The organism is Streptomyces sp. NPDC056452, from assembly GCF_042796085.1.
GTDB lineage: Bacteria > Actinomycetota > Actinomycetes > Streptomycetales > Streptomycetaceae > Streptomyces.
Genome location: NZ_JBHTRI010000030.1, coordinates 24,121 through 40,352, shown reverse-complemented (window position 1 = coordinate 40,352; position 16,232 = coordinate 24,121). Strand labels below are relative to the sequence as shown.

At 70.7% G+C, this 16,232-nt stretch carries 17 protein-coding genes; 6 read left to right on the top strand and 11 right to left on the bottom strand.

Annotated features, from left to right (window positions below):
- Positions 1 to 13 precede the first annotated feature (13 nt).
- Entirely contained in the window at positions 14 to 658 is a 645-nt protein-coding gene (locus ACFQ6X_RS26470) for a TetR/AcrR family transcriptional regulator C-terminal domain-containing protein (RefSeq protein WP_383184921.1), read from the bottom strand.
- Between the two features lie 38 nt (positions 659 to 696).
- Here ACFQ6X_RS26470 and ACFQ6X_RS26465 point away from each other — a divergent pair, with 38 nt between their 5' ends.
- Together ACFQ6X_RS26465 and ACFQ6X_RS26460 are read left to right on the top strand one after the other, a co-directional pair.
- Positions 697 to 2,121: an FAD-dependent monooxygenase gene (locus ACFQ6X_RS26465; RefSeq protein WP_383184920.1), complete on the top strand. Its 1,425-nt coding sequence runs from the start codon at positions 697 to 699 to the stop codon at positions 2,119 to 2,121.
- 18 nt (positions 2,122 to 2,139) lie between these two features.
- Positions 2,140 to 2,598 (top strand): MarR family winged helix-turn-helix transcriptional regulator, encoded by a 459-nt coding sequence (locus tag ACFQ6X_RS26460; protein ID WP_383184919.1) that lies wholly within the window; start codon positions 2,140 to 2,142, stop codon positions 2,596 to 2,598.
- A 23-nt stretch (positions 2,599 to 2,621) separates the two neighbouring features.
- Here ACFQ6X_RS26460 and leuE read toward each other — a convergent pair whose 3' ends face one another.
- The 4 genes from leuE to ACFQ6X_RS26440 form a co-directional block, all read right to left on the bottom strand.
- Entirely contained in the window at positions 2,622 to 3,281 is a 660-nt protein-coding gene (leuE, locus tag ACFQ6X_RS26455) for a leucine efflux protein LeuE (RefSeq protein ID WP_351169867.1), read from the bottom strand.
- Between the two features lie 72 nt (positions 3,282 to 3,353).
- Positions 3,354 to 4,001: a class F sortase gene (locus ACFQ6X_RS26450; protein WP_383184917.1), complete on the bottom strand. Its 648-nt coding sequence runs from the start codon at positions 3,999 to 4,001 to the stop codon at positions 3,354 to 3,356.
- Positions 4,002 to 4,110: 109 nt separating this feature from the next.
- Positions 4,111 to 5,256: a hypothetical protein gene (locus ACFQ6X_RS26445; protein ID WP_383184916.1), complete on the bottom strand. Its 1,146-nt coding sequence runs from the start codon at positions 5,254 to 5,256 to the stop codon at positions 4,111 to 4,113.
- A 246-nt stretch (positions 5,257 to 5,502) separates the two neighbouring features.
- Positions 5,503 to 7,092, bottom strand: coding sequence for a methylmalonyl-CoA mutase (locus ACFQ6X_RS26440; protein ID WP_383184914.1), 1,590 nt, complete (start codon positions 7,090 to 7,092; stop codon positions 5,503 to 5,505).
- Positions 7,093 to 7,313: 221 nt separating this feature from the next.
- On the opposite strand from ACFQ6X_RS26440, the gene ACFQ6X_RS26435 reads away from it, so the two are divergent.
- Complete coding sequence (locus tag ACFQ6X_RS26435) at positions 7,314 to 8,192, top strand: L,D-transpeptidase family protein (RefSeq protein WP_383184912.1); 879 nt, start codon at positions 7,314 to 7,316, stop codon at positions 8,190 to 8,192.
- 201 nt (positions 8,193 to 8,393) lie between these two features.
- Here the strand turns inward: ACFQ6X_RS26435 and ACFQ6X_RS26430 are convergent, their stop codons facing one another.
- The 6 genes from ACFQ6X_RS26430 to ACFQ6X_RS26405 all read right to left on the bottom strand — a co-directional run bounded on the left by ACFQ6X_RS26430 (position 8,394) and on the right by ACFQ6X_RS26405 (position 14,269).
- Entirely contained in the window at positions 8,394 to 9,479 is a 1,086-nt protein-coding gene (locus ACFQ6X_RS26430) for a hypothetical protein (RefSeq protein ID WP_383184910.1), read from the bottom strand.
- A complete protein-coding gene (locus ACFQ6X_RS26425; RefSeq protein WP_329208103.1) occupies positions 9,479 to 10,162 on the bottom strand; it encodes an RNA polymerase sigma factor in 684 nt (227 codons plus the stop codon). Before ACFQ6X_RS26425 ends, ACFQ6X_RS26430 begins: the two co-directional genes overlap by 1 nt.
- Before the next feature lie 286 nt (positions 10,163 to 10,448).
- A complete protein-coding gene (locus ACFQ6X_RS26420; RefSeq protein ID WP_383184908.1) occupies positions 10,449 to 11,042 on the bottom strand; it encodes a hypothetical protein in 594 nt (197 codons plus the stop codon).
- A gap of 112 nt (positions 11,043 to 11,154) precedes the next feature.
- Positions 11,155 to 11,661, bottom strand: coding sequence for a hypothetical protein (locus ACFQ6X_RS26415; protein WP_383184907.1), 507 nt, complete (start codon positions 11,659 to 11,661; stop codon positions 11,155 to 11,157).
- A gap of 74 nt (positions 11,662 to 11,735) precedes the next feature.
- Complete coding sequence (locus ACFQ6X_RS26410; RefSeq protein WP_383184905.1) at positions 11,736 to 12,464, bottom strand: DUF4328 domain-containing protein; 729 nt, start codon at positions 12,462 to 12,464, stop codon at positions 11,736 to 11,738.
- 209 nt (positions 12,465 to 12,673) lie between these two features.
- Positions 12,674 to 14,269, bottom strand: a complete 1,596-nt coding sequence (locus tag ACFQ6X_RS26405) for a glycoside hydrolase family 20 protein (protein WP_383184904.1) — start codon at positions 14,267 to 14,269, stop codon at positions 12,674 to 12,676.
- A 325-nt stretch (positions 14,270 to 14,594) separates the two neighbouring features.
- Here ACFQ6X_RS26405 and ACFQ6X_RS26400 point away from each other — a divergent pair, with 325 nt between their 5' ends.
- From ACFQ6X_RS26400 to ACFQ6X_RS26390, 3 genes are all read left to right on the top strand, one after another.
- Positions 14,595 to 15,161, top strand: coding sequence for a 2-oxo-4-hydroxy-4-carboxy-5-ureidoimidazoline decarboxylase (locus tag ACFQ6X_RS26400; RefSeq protein ID WP_383185029.1), 567 nt, complete (start codon positions 14,595 to 14,597; stop codon positions 15,159 to 15,161).
- 190 nt (positions 15,162 to 15,351) lie between these two features.
- On the top strand, positions 15,352 to 15,732 hold the full coding sequence (sdhC, locus tag ACFQ6X_RS26395; protein ID WP_329208111.1) for a succinate dehydrogenase, cytochrome b556 subunit: 381 nt from the start codon (positions 15,352 to 15,354) through the stop codon (positions 15,730 to 15,732).
- A 5-nt stretch (positions 15,733 to 15,737) separates the two neighbouring features.
- Positions 15,738 to 16,217 carry a succinate dehydrogenase hydrophobic membrane anchor subunit gene (locus ACFQ6X_RS26390; RefSeq protein WP_329208113.1) on the top strand — a complete coding sequence of 160 codons (480 nt, stop codon included), beginning with the start codon at positions 15,738 to 15,740 and terminating at the stop codon, positions 16,215 to 16,217.
- Positions 16,218 to 16,232 lie beyond the last annotated feature (15 nt).

Below are 16,232 nucleotides of genomic sequence, written 5' to 3'. Positions count from 1 at the left end.
GGGGCGCCGCGCCTCATCGCACCCCGTACCGCGCCTCGATGCCCGCGACGATGGTCCACAGGCCGTCCTCGAAGCGGTCGTCGTAGCCGGCGAAGATCTCGGCGCCGGCTGCCGCGGCGAGCGGGAACCGCTCCATCCGCTGGGCCCGTTCGGCGATGTCGAAGCCCTCCCGGCGCTCGTCCGGCATCGGCTGGACGCCCTGCTCCTCGGTGACGAAGCCCATCGTGTACGAGTACGCGGTGATGCCGGCCCGTACCGCCTGCCGCAGCTCGAAGCCCGCGCCGACCATGGTCCGCAGATGGGTTTCGAGCCCTTCGGCGTGGTCGGTTCCGGTGAACCTGGCTCCGCTGTAGACCTTCGCGCCGTCCCGGTAGCGCAGCAGCGCGGCACGCAGTCCGCTGTTGTACGCGACGAGCTGCCGCTGCCAGGTGTCCTCGGTGGGGGCGGGCAGTTCCTCGTCGAGCATCCGGCGGTACATCACGGTCGCCATCTCGTCGAGCAGTGCCTGCTTGTCCTTGAAGTGCCAGTACAGAGCGGGCGCCTTGACGTCCAGCTCCCTGGCGATGGCGCGCAGGGTCAGCCCGTCCAGGCCCACCTCGTTGAGCAGGCGCAGTGCCGTGTCGGCGACCCGCGCCCTGTCGATCTTCGTCGTACCCACCTTGACAATTTAACAGCGTTAAGCGCAAACTCCGAACCATGGAACTTAACAGCGTTAAGGAAACCGGGGTAGTGATCGTCGGAGCGGGCCCCAGCGGCCTGGCCCTCGCCTGCGACCTGGCACGCAGAGGGGTGCGCGCCCTCGTCGTCGAGCAGGCCGCCGCACTCTTCCCGGGCTCTCGGGGCAAGGGCATCCAGCCGCGTACGAGGGAGGTGCTCGACGACCTCGGGGTGGGCGACGCGGTGCGCACGTACGGCGGGGCCGCCCCCGTCGGTATGACCTGGCGCGACGGGGAGCGGCAGGGCCCGTACGACATGTTCCGCCGCGCGGCACCGACGGACGCGGAACCGTACGGGGAGCCGTGGACGATGCCGCAGTGGCGGACCCAGGAGATCCTGCTCGCCCGGTTGCGTGAGCTGGGCGGCGACGTCACCTTCTCCACCGCCCTGACCGGCCTCTCCCAGGACCCCGGCGGGGTCACCGCCGAACTGTCCACGGGCCCGGTGCGCGCGTCCTACCTGGTCGCCGCGGACGGCGGGCGCTCCACGGTCCGGCGCACACTCGGCATCACGATGGACGGCGAGAGCGTCGACCCCGCACCCATGCTGGTCGCCGACGTCCGGGTCACGGAAACGGCCCTCGACCGGCTGAACTGGCACATCTTCACCGGCGACGCGGGCTACACCACCCTGTGCCCGCTGCCCGGCACGGCCGACTTCCAGCTCGTCGCCCAGTTCAAGGACGGCGAGCCGGACACCTCACCGGAGGCCGTACGGGAGCTCGTCGCCGCCCGCACCCACCTGAACCCGCAGGACGTCACCGAGGTGCGCTGGAGCTCGGACTTCCGGCCGCGCGCCGCACTGGCCGAGCGCTTCCGCGCGGGCCGCGTCTTCCTCACGGGCGACGCCGCCCATGTCCACTCCCCGGCCGGCGGGCAGGGCCTGAACACCAGCGTCCAGGACGCCTACAACCTCGGCTGGAAGCTCGGCCAGGTCCTGCGGCAGGGCGCGCCGCCCGCGCTGCTCGACAGTTACGAGGAGGAGCGGCGCCCCGTGGCCGCCGACATGCTGGGACTGTCGACCCGGATCCACCGCGGCGAGCAGGAACGCGGCGCCGCCACCCAGCAGCTGGGGCTCGGCTACCGCGAAGGCCCCCTGTCCCGCGGCCGGGCGGGCCTGCTCGAAGCCGGCGACCGGGCACCGGACGGGCCGGCGGGCGACGGGCAGCGACTCTTCGACGTCTACCGGGGGCCGCACTTCACCCTGCTCGCCGTCGGCACCGACACCGCACTGCCCGCAGGCGGAGGCGCGTTGCTGCGCAGCCACCGGGCGGCGGCCTGCGAGGCCTACGGCAAGGGCCTGTTCCTCGTCCGCCCCGACGGCTACATCGGCTGGGCCGGCGACGACACCTCGGGGCTCACGGAGTACGCCGCGACGCTGGGCCTTGACCTCAAGCTTGGTTGAGCTCCTACGTTCGGGGACATGGACTACTCACATGACGACGCAGGACTCGCACGGCAGCCCATCGGCTACTGGAGCTGGGCCGCCCACGAAGCGACCGTGACCCACATCCGCGCCGCCCTCGCCGAGCACGGTCTCACCCAGCCGCCCTGGTGGGTCATCAACCAGCTCGTCGACGCGGACGACAAGGGCCGCCCCCGCGCGGAGGTGGTCGCGATGCTCCGCGGCTACCTGCACGTCGGGGACGGACTGGAGCCCGAGATCGACACCCTCATCGCACGGGGCCTGGTCACCCAGGACGCCACCACCCGCCTGCGGCTGACCGCCGAGGGGCACGCACTGCGCGAAAAGGCCTACGAACGGGTCGGCCGGGCGAGCGCGGAGATCCACGCCGGCATCCCGGACGAGGAGTTCGTCGCCGCCCTCAAGGTGCTCCAGCGCATGATCCACAACGTGGGCGGCAAGGCCTGGCACCACTGAACACCCGGGCGGACGCGGCCCGCTCAGACGCCGCTGACGGTGAGCTTCGCCGCGAAGCCGAGGAACAGCACCCCCGCCAGCGAAGTGGCCCCCGCCGACAGCCGCTTGCGGCGGCGGAACGCGGTGGCCAGGCGGGTGCCGCCGAATATGAGCATCGAGAGGTACAGGAAGCTGCCGATCTGCAGCAGGACGCCCAGCAGCAGGAAGGACAGCGCCGGGTAGGCGTAGCCCGGGTCGACGAACTGCACGAAGAAGGAGATCAGGAACAGGATGGCCTTCGGGTTGAACAGGCTGACCACGAGCGCCCGCCGGTAGGGGCGCTCGACGGCCGTGGCCGGCGTCGGGTCCCCCTCGGTCAGCTCGGCGACCCGCTGGTGCCGCTCACGCCACGTCGACACGGCGGCCCTCAGCATCCCGATGGCCAGCCAGGTCAGATATCCCGCACCCGCGTACTTGACGACGGCGAACAGCAGCGGCGTCGTCTGCAGCAGGGACGCGGCCCCCATGGCGGACAGCGTCATCAGGACCGTGTCCCCGGTCCACACACCCGCGGCGGCCACATATCCGGTCCGCACACCGCGCCGGGCGGCGACGGACAGCACGTACAGCGAGTTCGGCCCCGGCAGCAGAATGATCAGCACCAGGCCGGCGAGATAGGTCGGAAGATCGGTGACACCCAGCATGAACGGAGTGTCGCATGCGGGTACGACACTCTGTCCGGGTGGCCCGGATGCCGGACTGCCGCCGGTCGTCGCCTACCGCACGAGGTCGGCGTACACGATGATGTTGTCCGGCCGGTGACCGTTCTCGAGTTCGCCACCGCAGGTGATCAGGCGTAGTTCGGGGCGGGCCGTCTCCCCGTAGACCTTGTCGGTCGGGAAGCTGTCCTTGTCGACCTGCTCCAGCGCCCGGACCGCGAAGACCGCGTCGGAGCCGTCCGCGCGCGACACGGTGATGCGGTCACCCGCCCTGATCCTCGAAACGTTCTTCAGCACCGCCGGTCCCTCGGCCGTGTCGAAGTGGCCGATGAGGACGGCGGGGCCGAGCTCACCGGGCGTCACCCCCTTGGTGTACCAGCCGATCCGGTCCGCCTGTCCGACGGACGGGACCTCGACGGTGCCGTCCGCGGCCAGCCCGAGCCTCAGCACGGGACCGGTGTCGACGTCTGCGGACGGGACGCGGACCCTGACGGGCTCGGAGGCGGCCATCGGCTCCGCGGGGACGACCACCGCAGGGGACGCCGAAGCCGGGGCGGTGGTGGATATCCGTGCGGGCGGGGTGTCCGCGCGGCCGTCGTCGGCGCCGCAGCCGGTGAGCGCACCGAGTGCGAGGACCGTGAGCACGGCCGCCGTGAGGCGCTGACCGGCGGATCGGGTGGAGCGGCGAACCTGATGTGCGTACATGAACTGGCTCCCGGCAGGGCGAGCCCGGACGGGCCGTCGCTTCCTGCGGCGGCCCGTCCGGGCGACGTGGGCGGCTGAGCGGGTGTCCGGCCGGGCGGCCGGTCCGGCCTCAGCGGCCGGCGGCGGCCCGGCGGCGGCGCAGGGCGACGAAGCCGATGCCCGCGGCACTGAGCGCCGCGGCGGCGCCTCCCGCGGTCACCAGCATGTGGTCGTTGCCCTGCCCGTACTCGGCACCGGCGGCGACGCCACCCTTGGGGATCACCGTGGTCTGCGTGCCGTTCTCCTTGGTGCCGCCGTCCGGGGTGTTCCCGTAGAGGAAGCTGCAGCCCTTGGGAAGCTTCGGGAAGTCCGTGACGCTTGCCGGGTGGCCGCCGCCCTCGACGATGGTGCGCAGCTGCGGCGTGTGGCTCTCCGGGTTGAGGATCTCCCCGATGATTCCCGCGCTCGCGGGAAGCTTGGGGCGCTTGCGGTCCAGCGTCTCGAACACCTTTCCGTCGCCGAAGCTGCGGAAGACGACGGACGGACCGGACGGGCTGATGGTCAGAAGGGCCTCGAGTCCCGCTCCGATGTCCTTCTGGTCCGTGGCCACGCACTTGACGGGGGTCTCCGGGCCCTGGCCGTCGCTGCCGTGGTCGTTCACCGAGGTGACCCGCCCGTCGGAGAACAGGGTCACCGAGATGTCGCCGAAGAGCTTGGTCTCCTCCTTCTCGAAGCCATGGCCGGCCGCGAGGGTGCCGAGGAACGTGCTGCCGGAGCGGATCGTGGCCGAGTAGAAGACCTCGTCCTTCTCGCCGTGGCGGTAGACCGCGGCGCTCAGCCCGCCCTTGAGCGTGTCCTTGTGGACCAGGACGCCTGCCGGGGTTTCCGGCCCCTGGCCGTCGCTGCCGTGGTCGCTGACGGAGGTGACGGCACCTGTGCCGGTGAGGGTGACCTGGATGCCTTCGAAGACCCGGCTCTCCTGCGCGGCGTGTCCCGCACCTGCGGTGAGGGTGCCGAGCTGCTGGTCGCCCTTGAGGACGACCGCCGTGTAGTAGGTGTCCGTGTCCCCGTGCCGGTAGATCTTGGCGGTGAGTCCGCCCTTGAGCTGGTCGGTGCGGACGAGGGTGCCCTCGGCGGTGGTCGAGGCGGCCGAATCGGTCTTCGGAGCGGTGTCGGCGAACGCCGTGGCTGCGGGGGCCAGGACCATGCCGGCGAGTGCTGCCGTGGCTACGGCGGTGCGAAGGGCGAGGCGACGGCGCGAGGTGGTGAGAGACATGGACGACTCCGTGAAGAAAGGCGGCCTCGTGGGCCTGCGGGAGAAATGGGAGAGTCGCATGCCGCTTCCTCGGTCGGGTGGGGCCGAGAGGTGTGGCGGGCTGCTGGTCCGAAGGTAACGATCTCCTTCAACGGAGGTGTCCACTCCGTGTCACCACTCTGTGACAGCCGCCACATCCCTCACACGGCCACCCGGCGAACCGGCGGCGAAGGACCCGGTGAACTCACGGCGGAAGGGGCGAGGTCCTCAGAACGCGTCCGTCGGGACGTACGTCCCCCAGACCTCCCGAAGGGCGTTGCAGACCTCGCCCACGGTCGCCCGTGCCCGCAGGGCGTCCTTCATCGGATAGAGGACGTTGGCCGTGCCCGCGTCGCTCCCCGCCGCCTGTTTCAGCTCGGCCAGCGCCGCGTCCACCGCCCCCTGGTCGCGTTCGGCCCGGAGCCTCGCAAGCCGGGCAGCCTGCTGGGCCTCGATGGCCGGGTCGACGCGGAGGGGTTCGTACGGCTCCTCCTCGTCGAGGCGGAAGCGGTTGACGCCGACGACGACACGTTCGCCGCTGTCGGTCTCCTGCGCGATCCGGTAGGCGCTGCGCTCGATCTCGCCCTTCTGGAAGCCGCGCTCGATGGCGTTGACCGCGCCGCCCATGTCCTCGACCTTGAGCATCAGTTCCAGGGCCGCGGCCTCGACGTCGTCGGTCATCCTCTCCACGACGTACGAACCCGCGAAGGGGTCCACCGTCGCCGTCACATCCGTCTCGTACGCCAGGACCTGCTGGGTGCGCAGGGCCAGGCGGGCCGACTTGTCGGTGGGCAGGGCGAGGGCCTCGTCGAAGGAGTTGGTGTGCAGCGACTGGGTGCCGCCCAGCACCGCGCCCAGGCCCTGCACGGCGACCCTGACCAGGTTGACCTCGGGCTGCTGGGCGGTGAGCTGCACGCCCGCGGTCTGTGTGTGGAAGCGCAGCATCAGCGACTTGGGGTTCTTCGCGCCGAACTCCTCCCTCATCACCTTCGCCCAGATCCGGCGCGCGGCACGGAACTTGGCGACCTCCTCCAGGATCGTCGTGCGGGCGACGAAGAAGAAGGAGAGACGCGGGGCGAAGTCGTCCACGTCCATGCCGGCCGCCACAGCGGTACGGACGTACTCGATGCCGTCGGCCAGGGTGAACGCGATCTCCTGCGCGGGCGAGGCACCCGCCTCCGCCATGTGGTAGCCGGAGATCGAGATGGTGTTCCACTTCGGGATCTCGGCCCGGCAGTACTTGAAGATGTCGGCGATCAGCCGCAGCGAGGGCTTCGGCGGGAAGATGTAGGTGCCTCGGGCGATGTACTCCTTGAGGACATCGTTCTGGATCGTGCCGGTCAGCGCGTCCGCCGGGACGCCCTGCTCCTCACCGACCAGCTGGTAGAGCAGCAGGAGGAGGGCGGCGGGCGCGTTGATGGTCATCGAGGTGGAGACCTTGTCCAGCGGGATGCCGCCGAACAGGACGCGCATGTCGTCGATGGAGTCGATCGCCACTCCGACCTTGCCGACCTCACCGGAGGAGATCGGGGCGTCCGAGTCGTGCCCCATCTGGGTGGGGAGGTCGAAGGCGACCGACAGGCCCGTCGTGCCGTGGGCGATCAACTGCTGGTAGCGGGCGTTCGACTCGGTGGCCGTGCCGAATCCGGCGTACTGCCGCATCGTCCACGGCCGGCCGGTGTACATCGTCGGGTAGACACCACGCGTGAAGGGGTACGCGCCCGGCTCGCCCAGCTTCTCCGGGGCCTGCCAGCCGTCGAGTGCGTCCGGCCCGTACACCGGCTCGATGGGGAACCCCGACTCGGACTCACGCGTCATGTCCTGCGCCTCCGCTCAAGCCACTGTTCGGCCACCGGCGTCGCCACCGACGTCCCGGCGAGGTCCGGGCGCCGGGACCTTGCTCACAGCACGCCCCGGGGCCTGGACTCACCTTCCCCATCATGCGCAGGATTCGGCAACCGGGCAGGACGGGAATCCGTCTCATGAGATATCCGCGCCATGAGACACCGGGAAACAGTGGGCGAACCAGGGGGACGAGGATGAGACGCACAGGTACGAACAGCCGTGCAGGCAGAACGCGCACGGCGGCAACGGCATGTGTCGGCGTCCTCGCCCTCGCCACCCTGACGGCGGGCTGCAGGGCGGAGACGGTGGGCGCCGCCGAGCCCACGGCCACACCGAAGGCCCCTTCCACGGCCGGGAGCCCCACGGACGACGCCAAGCCGAGCAGCCCGGCGACTCCGTCCTCCCCCGCGGCGAAGCCGAGCAGGAAGCCGGCACCGCGGCCGAAGACCCTGATGTCCGTCGGGGACCGGAGCAAGCAGGTACGGGAGCTGCAGGCCCGGCTGCGCCAGATCGGCCACTTCGACCGCAGCCCCACCGGGTACTACGGCACCGCGACCGTCGCGTCCGTGCGGTCCTTCCAGGGCAAGCGGGCCCTGTCGCGTACGGGCAGGACCGACACGGTCACCTGGCAGCGGCTGCTCGGGATGACGCGCAAGCCGACTGCACAGGAGCTGGATCCGCCGACCGACAGGCCGGCGGCCACGCCGGACGCGCGCTGCATGACGGGCCGGGTCCTGTGCATCAGCAAGAACAGCCGCACCCTGTCGTGGATGATCGACGGCCGGGTCGTCTCGTCGATGGACGTGCGGTTCGGCTCGCAGTACACGCCCACCCGTGAGGGCACGTTCTCGGTGTACTGGAAGTCCCGTCACCACGTGTCGACCATCTACGACTCGCCCATGCCGTACGCGATGTTCTTCAGCGGGGGCCAGGCGGTGCACTACTCGTCGGACTTCGCGGCCCGCGGCTACAGCGGCGCCTCGCACGGCTGTGTGAACGTCCGGGACGAGGGGAAGATCGCCTCGCTCTTCGCCCAGGTGAGGAACGGCGACAAGGTCGTCATTTATTGGTAACGCCTTCAACCAAAAAAAGGGCGCGGACGGGACCGGGGGAACGTGTCCCGCCCGCGCCGGATGCGCCGAGCCGAAGGTACGGGGGGAACCCCGGCTCAATGCGCGGCCGATGACCAGTCGGCTCACTTACTACTGCGTCAGCGCTTCGAAAAACGTCACACTTGTCAGCCGAGGGGCACTCACAGGCCTTGTCCGCGCAGGTCAGCGGGTGGATGAGGCGGTTTCGGCCGAGGACTGCGCGTCCGCACCATCCGGCTCGCCCTGGGCGGGGGGCGTGCGGAAGGAGATCGACGGCAGGCCGCCCTCGGCACCGTCCCCCGGGTCCGTGCCGCCATCGGTGCCGTCCGGACCGTCCCCACCGCTGCCGCCGCTCCCGCCGTCCCCGTCGAGGAGGCGGTCGCAGAAACGGTCGAGGTTGCGTTCGCCCTTGGCCAGCCGGATGAGCCGGCGCTCGCTCGCGTCGCTGAGGGTGCCGTCGCGGTAGTCACGGCAGGCCCGGACGGACCTCTCGTACATCTCACGGGCGCTCTCGGTGCCGGTGCCGTCGGAACCGGTCGGGCCGCCCGAACTGTCGGGCGTCTCCCGGCCGTCCGTGCCGCCCTGGGAACCGTCCTGGTCCGCGCCGCCGTCCCGGTCGCTGTCGCCCCGGTCCGCGCCGCTGCCCGTTCCGCTGCCGTCCTTGCCGGTCCGCCCGGCACCCGGGTCCGTATCCGTGACCGCTCCGCCGGGTGTCCCGGAGGCGTCCGGGGAGGCGGGCGAACCGGACGGCAGGGGCGAGGGCCGGCCGCCGTCGGGCATCTCGGCCCCCAGCTCCTCCGGGGAGGCCGCCGCCGATACGGACGTGGCGGGGACCGGGAAGCCCTGGCCTCCGAACGGCGCCGGAAGCATGCCGGTGCCCGCGGCGACCGCCACCCCGCCGAGCGCGCACCCGGCGAGCGACACGGCGAGGCCGTAGCGCACGGGGCGGCTCCAGCGCGGGCGCCGGGACGGGGCGGAGCGCGTGGCACCGATCCGTACGGTGTGCAGGGCGTCCGGCTCCCCCGCGATTCCGGCTCTCACCGCACCGTCCCGCTCCCTGGCGCGGGAGGTCTCGCGGAAGGCGGCCAGCGCGGTGGCCTCACCGGGCAGTTCGGCACCGGAAGGGCGCGGGGTACGCGCGGACCGCAGCGCGGCCTCCAGCCGCCGGGCCTCGTCGCGGGCGTGATCGTCGACGGGCTCGACGGATTCGCCACGGAGCAACATCTCCGCCGCGTCCGCGTCAAGCCACTGGTACCGCTCGTCGGCCATCACATGTCCTTCTGCGTCCACGGACGCGAATGCGTCACACCGGCGGGCGCCGCCACACCGTTGCGGGCGGGGCGCTGCGCGGGCACGGCACCGAGTCCGGTACCCGCCGCCGGAATCTCGTCGTCCGGGCCGTTGTCCGCGCCGACCAGCTCCGCCAGCCTCTTCAGTCCCCGGTGCGCCGCAGTGCGTACCGCACCGGGGCGCTTGCCCAGAGTCTGCGCGGCGCTCTTCGCGTCCAGCCCGACCACCACACGGAGCACGACGGCCTCGGCCTGGTCCTGCGGAAGCTGCGCGATGAGCGAAAGAGTACGGCCGGTGCCCAGCGACTCCAGCGCCTCGCCCGCCGTATCGGACTCGGCGGCCTTCCCGGCCAGCTCGGTCTCGTCGCCGCCGATGGCCGGCCGCCGGCCACGCATCCGGATGTGGTCCAGCGACCGGTTGCGCGCGATCCGGGCGGCCCAGCCGCGGAACCGGTCGGCATCCCCGCTGAAACGGTCGAGGTCACGCGCTATCTGCAGCCAGGACTCCGACGCGACGTCCTCGGCGTCCGGCTCCCCCACCAGCGTCCGTATGTAGCCCAACAGGCGCGGCTGCACAGCGCGGTACACAGTACGGAAGGCGTCCTCGTCCCCGTCCTGTGCCGCGAGCACCGCGGCAGTCAGCTCCGCGTCGTCCCCCAGCACTCCCTCAACCCGCCCTGCTGATCTGAATCGCAGCTGGTCACCACTGCTGCGCCACTCTGCGCGACTCAGCACGCTACGTGGTCGGACGGTGCCACGTCCATGACTTGTACAACCCGCAACTGTCTCCTGACGCAGCGCGGTGTGACAGAAAACGCACCCACGGCGCTGAGATGAGTACGGGGTCGCACTGCGGCCCCGTGGAAGACGACCGGGGCCTCTCCTGTGGGGGGTGGCGGCCCCGGTCGTCGTCCCCTCTCTTCGTTCCTGTCCGCGAGGCGCCGCAGAGTCAGACCCGCCCGCGCGCCCTGCGTGACATCACCGCACGCAGCACCCGCTGACCCTCGGTCGACAGATCGAGCGCGCGACGCAGGCCCGCTCCGCCGCCCACGGTTCCCGCGCTCTCCGCGAGGGTCTCCAGGATCTCGATCTGCCGGCGGACCTCACCCGTGACGAGCGGCCCGCTGCCTTCCAGGTCACCGCTCCGGCAGCGGTCCAGCTGCTCGGCGCCGCCGGCGGCCGGGAAGTCGAACCCCCGGTGGATGTCCAGCGCGACGAGCGAGCAGGCGTCGGCCCACGCACGCAGCGGCGCCACGGCGAACTCGCCGGGCGCGGCGGCGAGCATCGCGCGGACACGGATCGCGGGTGTGTCTCCGGCCGCGGAGTCGTCCCCCGCCCCGGTGGCATCGCTGCCCAGCGCCGCACGGACGGCCGCGAGCCGCGTGGCCCACTCCTCGCCGCTCCCGCAACTCGCCCACAGCGGGCGCAGCGGCTCCGGTTCCTCGCCTTCGGCCGGGGGCGGCAGGCAGCGGTCCAGGCATGCGAGCCCGCTCGCCGCCAGCCCTCGCTCGTCGGCAAGAGCGATCAGCTCCAGCAGGCTCATCGGCGTCTCCCCTCGGTCAGGACACAGCAGGACGCTGTGCTCCCTGTTACCGCGTACTGCGCCAGATGGCTGAAAAGCGTCACTCTCGCGACACGGGAGAACACGCTGAGGCTCAGTCAGACGGGCTCTCGATGCCCAGACGGTCCAGAAAAGCGAAGAAAAGCGGCTCGGCGAGCGACTCGGGATGTTCGACGCGCAGGAGCTCGAGCAAAGGCCCTTCGAGGACGCCACGGCCGGATTCCGACGCCCACCGGACGGCCCTGGCCGCCGCGTCCTCGGGGGGCAGGAACAGGTCCTCGAGCATGATGCCCTCCGGACCGAGATGCGCCGCCATGGGTGCCCGGCCCAGACAGGCGTACCAGGATCCGCTCTGCGGCGCCGCCGCCTCCACGGCCACGCAGGCACTGTTCATGACGAACCCGAAGAGGACGGGCGCCCGTAAGGATTCGGCGAGTGCGGCCATGGAGCCGAGGGCAGGCTCACTCGGGTGGGACCAGACCTGCCAGCCGTCCGCCCGGTACTGCCGCAGGGTCAGCCGGTCCGCCACGTACCGCAGTGCGGGGTGGCCGGAAAGCGGCTCACCGCTGCGCCCCACCAAGTAATAGCCCCAGAAACCCACATCGCGCTCCCCCCGCGGTCCGGGGTGCCATTCTTCCCGGCGCACGCGACGGGGAAGCGCGAAATCGGGTCAACTCAGGACGGGACAGGACCGGCTGCCTGCCGTTGCCGCAGCGGGTACGCGCCGAGGGCCGCCCGCTCCCCCTGCATCGCGGTCAGCTTGCGCACGAAGAGGATCGCGAGGACGGCGGCGACGATGTCGAGCATGTCGGAGGCCATGACCGCCACCACGGCATTCGCCACCTCCTGTGGCATCAGGGACTGCGCGTAGTTCCGATCGGCTGAGCGGCCGAGGATCGCCGACAGAACCCAGGCCGTCCACCAGAGGTTCAGCGGTGTCTGCGAGACCGTGCGCCAACTGCCGTCCGTGTTGGTACGGACGCTCGCCGCCCAGATCCCGGCGGCGATCCGGCGCGGCAGCCAGAAGTTGCCGATGGGGACGAACCAGGCGCCGATCGCCCAGCCGGGCTTCATGCGCTGCTGACTCGCGTCGAACACCTCGGCATTGAGCCGGACCCGGCGGAACCAGATGATGAAGACGACTGCGGTGGCCAGCATGGCGAAGGTCTGCAGACTCCCGGCGAAGCCGTACAACAGGCTCGCGTGGGCCTGCGCGTCGGTGACGTACATCCGGTCGGTGGAGAGGGACGTGGCGTATCCGCTGCGGACGTTCAGCCCGGCGACCACCGCCAGGAGGTCCGTGGCGATGACGATCCCGAGCAGGACGACGACTGCCCTGGCGAGCGCGACGGGTGAACGCAACAGGTGCCATGTCTCCGGCGCCGGAGCCGGGGTCGCGGCCATCAGTCCGTGCGGTGGCGAGGGATACAGCGCCGCACAGCGGGTGCAGCGACCGTCGGTGGACGCGACGGGTCTCGTACGGCATTTGGTGCACAGCATGAAGCGGAACCCCCCAGGATTCGTCAGGAACGCATGAGCCGCGCGCCCCTCCCCAGGGCGCGCGGCTAGCGGAACCTAACCTCCCGCGGCGTCGCTGTCCACGGGGTTGCCGATCAGTTCGACGCGTCGACCTCGTCCGCCAGCTGCTGGAACTGTGCCCAGGTCAACGCCGGTTTGCGTGGATCCCACAGCTTCTGGGAGACCGCGTTGAGCGGCATCCGGATGCCGTCGGCGACCTGTTGGGGGGTCTGCGCGTTCGGCAGGTCGCCCCAGACCGCGAACCGGCCGCCGAGGATCTGCTTCGAGTAGCGCTCGGGCACCGGCTCGGTGCCGCGCAGGACGAACGGGGTCCACTGCTCGTAGATCCGCTGCCCCGTCGGATAGACGAAGTCGTTGGGCTGGCCGAGTACGTAGTAGAGGTACTCGTCGTTGAGGTTGATCACGTCGCGACCCTCGGCCAGGTACTCCTCGGGCGGCCTGGCGCCGATCTCCTTGCCCGTCCAGTACTCGACCTCGATGCCCTTGTGGGCGGTGACGGTCCCTCCGCTGAAGAAGCCGTCGTTCCAGGCCTTGGGGATCTTGTCCGCCTTGCGGATGACCGCGGCTCGGTCGTTCAGCCAGCCCTCCGCCAGGTCCTGGATGGTGGCGTCGTCGCCGTACTTCTCCCGCGCGGCCGCGGCGAGCTGCGGGTACGAGGCCTGCGGGCTGCTCACCGTCAGCGCCTGGTACTCGTCCGCACCGACGTGGAACCAGTCGCCGGGGAAGAGCTCCGCGTACTCGTTCAGCAGGTCGTCGACGATCTGCGCCGCTTCGGGATCGGAGATGTCGATGGCTCCCTGACGTGCCACCCCCTGGGTGTTGCGCAGCTGGAGGTCGGGGTGGGCACGCAGGACCGCGCCCAGGTGTCCCGGGGAGTCGATCTCGCCGACGATCGTGATGTGGAGGCTCCGCGCGAGCTTCACGATCCGGCGGACCTCGGCCTTGGTGAGGTGCTGCTCGGAAACCACCTCCGGGTGCGACTCGGACTCGATCCGGAAGGCCTGGTCGTCGGAGAAGTGCAGGCCGAGCTGGTTGAGTTTGATGTCGGCCATCTCGCGCAGCCGGGCCTCGATCCATTCGGCGCTGTAGTGCTTGCGCGCGATGTCGAGGTTGAGACCGCGCTGCGGCCGGTCCGGGGTGTCGCGCACCACGCCCTCCGGCATGGTCCCGGCGGCGTTCAGCGACTGCTTGAGGGTGCGGGTCCCGTAGAAGACACCCGCCTGGTCGTGGCCGCTGATCGTGACCCGGTCGCCCGCCGTCCTCAGCGTGTACGACTCCGGGGCGCCCTTCGCCCCGAGCGCCAGCTCGACGTCACCGGCGCGGGCCGCGGCCTCACCCCGATAGCGGATCTTCAGCTCCTTGGCGAGCAGCTTCGCCTCGTCGGCGAGCTCGTCGTCGCCGTCGGCGACGACGACCGTGCTGTTCTCGGCCGGCTTCCAGCCGGGCCCGCGGGCGGCGGTGTGCGAACGCACCGCGGGTACGGTCTCGGGCGCCGTGGAGAGCGGGTAGCTCCGGCTCGGCGAGGGGGAGGCGGATGTGCGGGAGGAGGCCTGCGCGCCGCCCTGGTTCCCGGGGCCGGAGCTCTCGGGCCAGACGATGACGGTGAGGGTGACGGCGGCTGCCGCCGTGACGGCGGCTCCGGCCACCAGGGCTCCGCGTGAGGGCGACATCGGTCAGAATCCTCCGGATCGGGGGAGAAACAGATCAAAGATGGGGAGATAGTCGGGCATTCTCCTCAGTGATTCGTCCATCAGGCGTTCCGAAACTCTCCCGTCCGGGTGAACTTCGCGCATGCCTCGGGTACCCGCTGCCCTGCCTCGCTAGCGTGGCGGCACATACGTCTCACTCTTCGCTCTCTCCCCCCACGCAACCTCGTTGCTCTCCGGTCCCTCTCCAGGGTCGAAGTCGTCGTTCAACCGAGGAGTCCCGCTGTCCAGGTCCAGCGAGTCCCACGCCGGCCTGCCGAAACCGCCGCAGCAGGCCGGGCGGACAGCCATACCCGCCCAGAGCCGCGGTGCCGCCCAGGCGGAGGCCCCGGTTCCGGATCCAGTCTCGGCGAGTACGCGCGAGAGTGCCCACTCGAGCGGGCTCGACGTCTTCAACACATGGCCCCGCGAGCTGGCCGAGGCCGCCCTGCTGGAGTGCTGCGGCAGCCGGCGTTGGGCCGTTCGCATGACTGCCCACCGGCCCTACCCGGACCTCGGCGCGGTTCTCGCCGCGTCCGACGAGGCGGGCTACGACCTCTCTTCCTCCGACATCGCGGAAGCACTCGCGGCCGAGAGCGCCCCCTGCCTGCACCACGCCGCGCCCCGCGCCGCCCATCTCGCGCTCCGGGCGGCGCATGCCGCGTACGAGAGTCGTTTCGGACATGCGTTCGTGATCTGCCTGGACGGACTGCGGCCCTCGCAGCACGTCGACCAGGTGCTGGCCGCGATCCGTACCCGGCTGGCGCACGACCCCGACGAGGAGCGTTCCCTGACGGCGGAGGAAATGCGGCGACTCGCCCGGGGCCGCATCATCGAGCTGGTGACGGAGGCGGGCCGGGCACGGAGCCCGTTCTGAAAGGTGGCATATGGACTGCGGTAGGCCGTCCGTGCCTGTTTGATTGCCACTTTGATCACACCAGAGGCCCCGCCGCCATGGAACCGACAAAGCGTCGCTACGATGGCCAGGGCCGGTGGACCGTACCCGGCCGGGTCAGACCGACAGTCAAGCCGGCCGACCCCAATCCCCGCTCCCGGAGGGTTCTTCCGTGCCGGCTGGAACGCTGTACCGCGGCCGGGAAGGCATGTGGTCCTGGGTGGCTCATCGAGTCACCGGTGTCCTCATTTTCTTCTTCCTGTTCGTACACGTCCTGGACACCGCTCTCGTGCGTGTCTCCCCCGAGGCGTACGACGACGTCGTGGCCACATACAAGACACCGCTCGTCGCGCTTCTCGAATACGGCCTGGTGGCCGCGATTCTCTTCCACGCGCTGAACGGTCTTCGTATCGTCGCCGTGGACTTCTGGTCCAAGGGCCCGCGCGTTCAGAAGCAGATGCTCTGGGCCGTCCTGGGTATCTGGGTCGTGCTGATGGTCGGGGCCCTGTACCCCGTCCTCGGTCACGCCGTACGCGAAGTCTTCGGGAGCTGAGGCCAATGTCCATCGAGACCTCTTCCTCCGCGATCGGTGACGTCGAGGCGGTAAGCCTGTACGACGTCGACAACCCCGCTCCGGTGATCGAGCCCCCGCGCAAGCGCACGGGCAAGACCCCCAAGGGTTCACGCACCAACTTCGAGATGTACGCCTGGCTCTTCATGCGCCTGTCGGGCATCGTGCTGGTCGTTCTGGTCATCGGCCACCTGCTGATCCAGCTGGTGCTGGACGGCGGCGTCTCCAAGATCGGCTTCGCCTTCGTGGCGGGCCGCTGGGCCTCGCCGTTCTGGCAGGTCTGGGACCTGGCGATGCTGTGGCTCGCCATGCTCCACGGCGCCAACGGCCTCCGTACGGTCATCAACGACTACGCCGAACGGGACAACACCCGCTTCTGGCTGAAGATGCTCCTGTACACCGCCACGGTGTTCACCGTCCTGCTGGGCACGCTGGTGATCTTCACCTTCGACCCGAACATCCGCTAGGCGCCGGGACAGAGG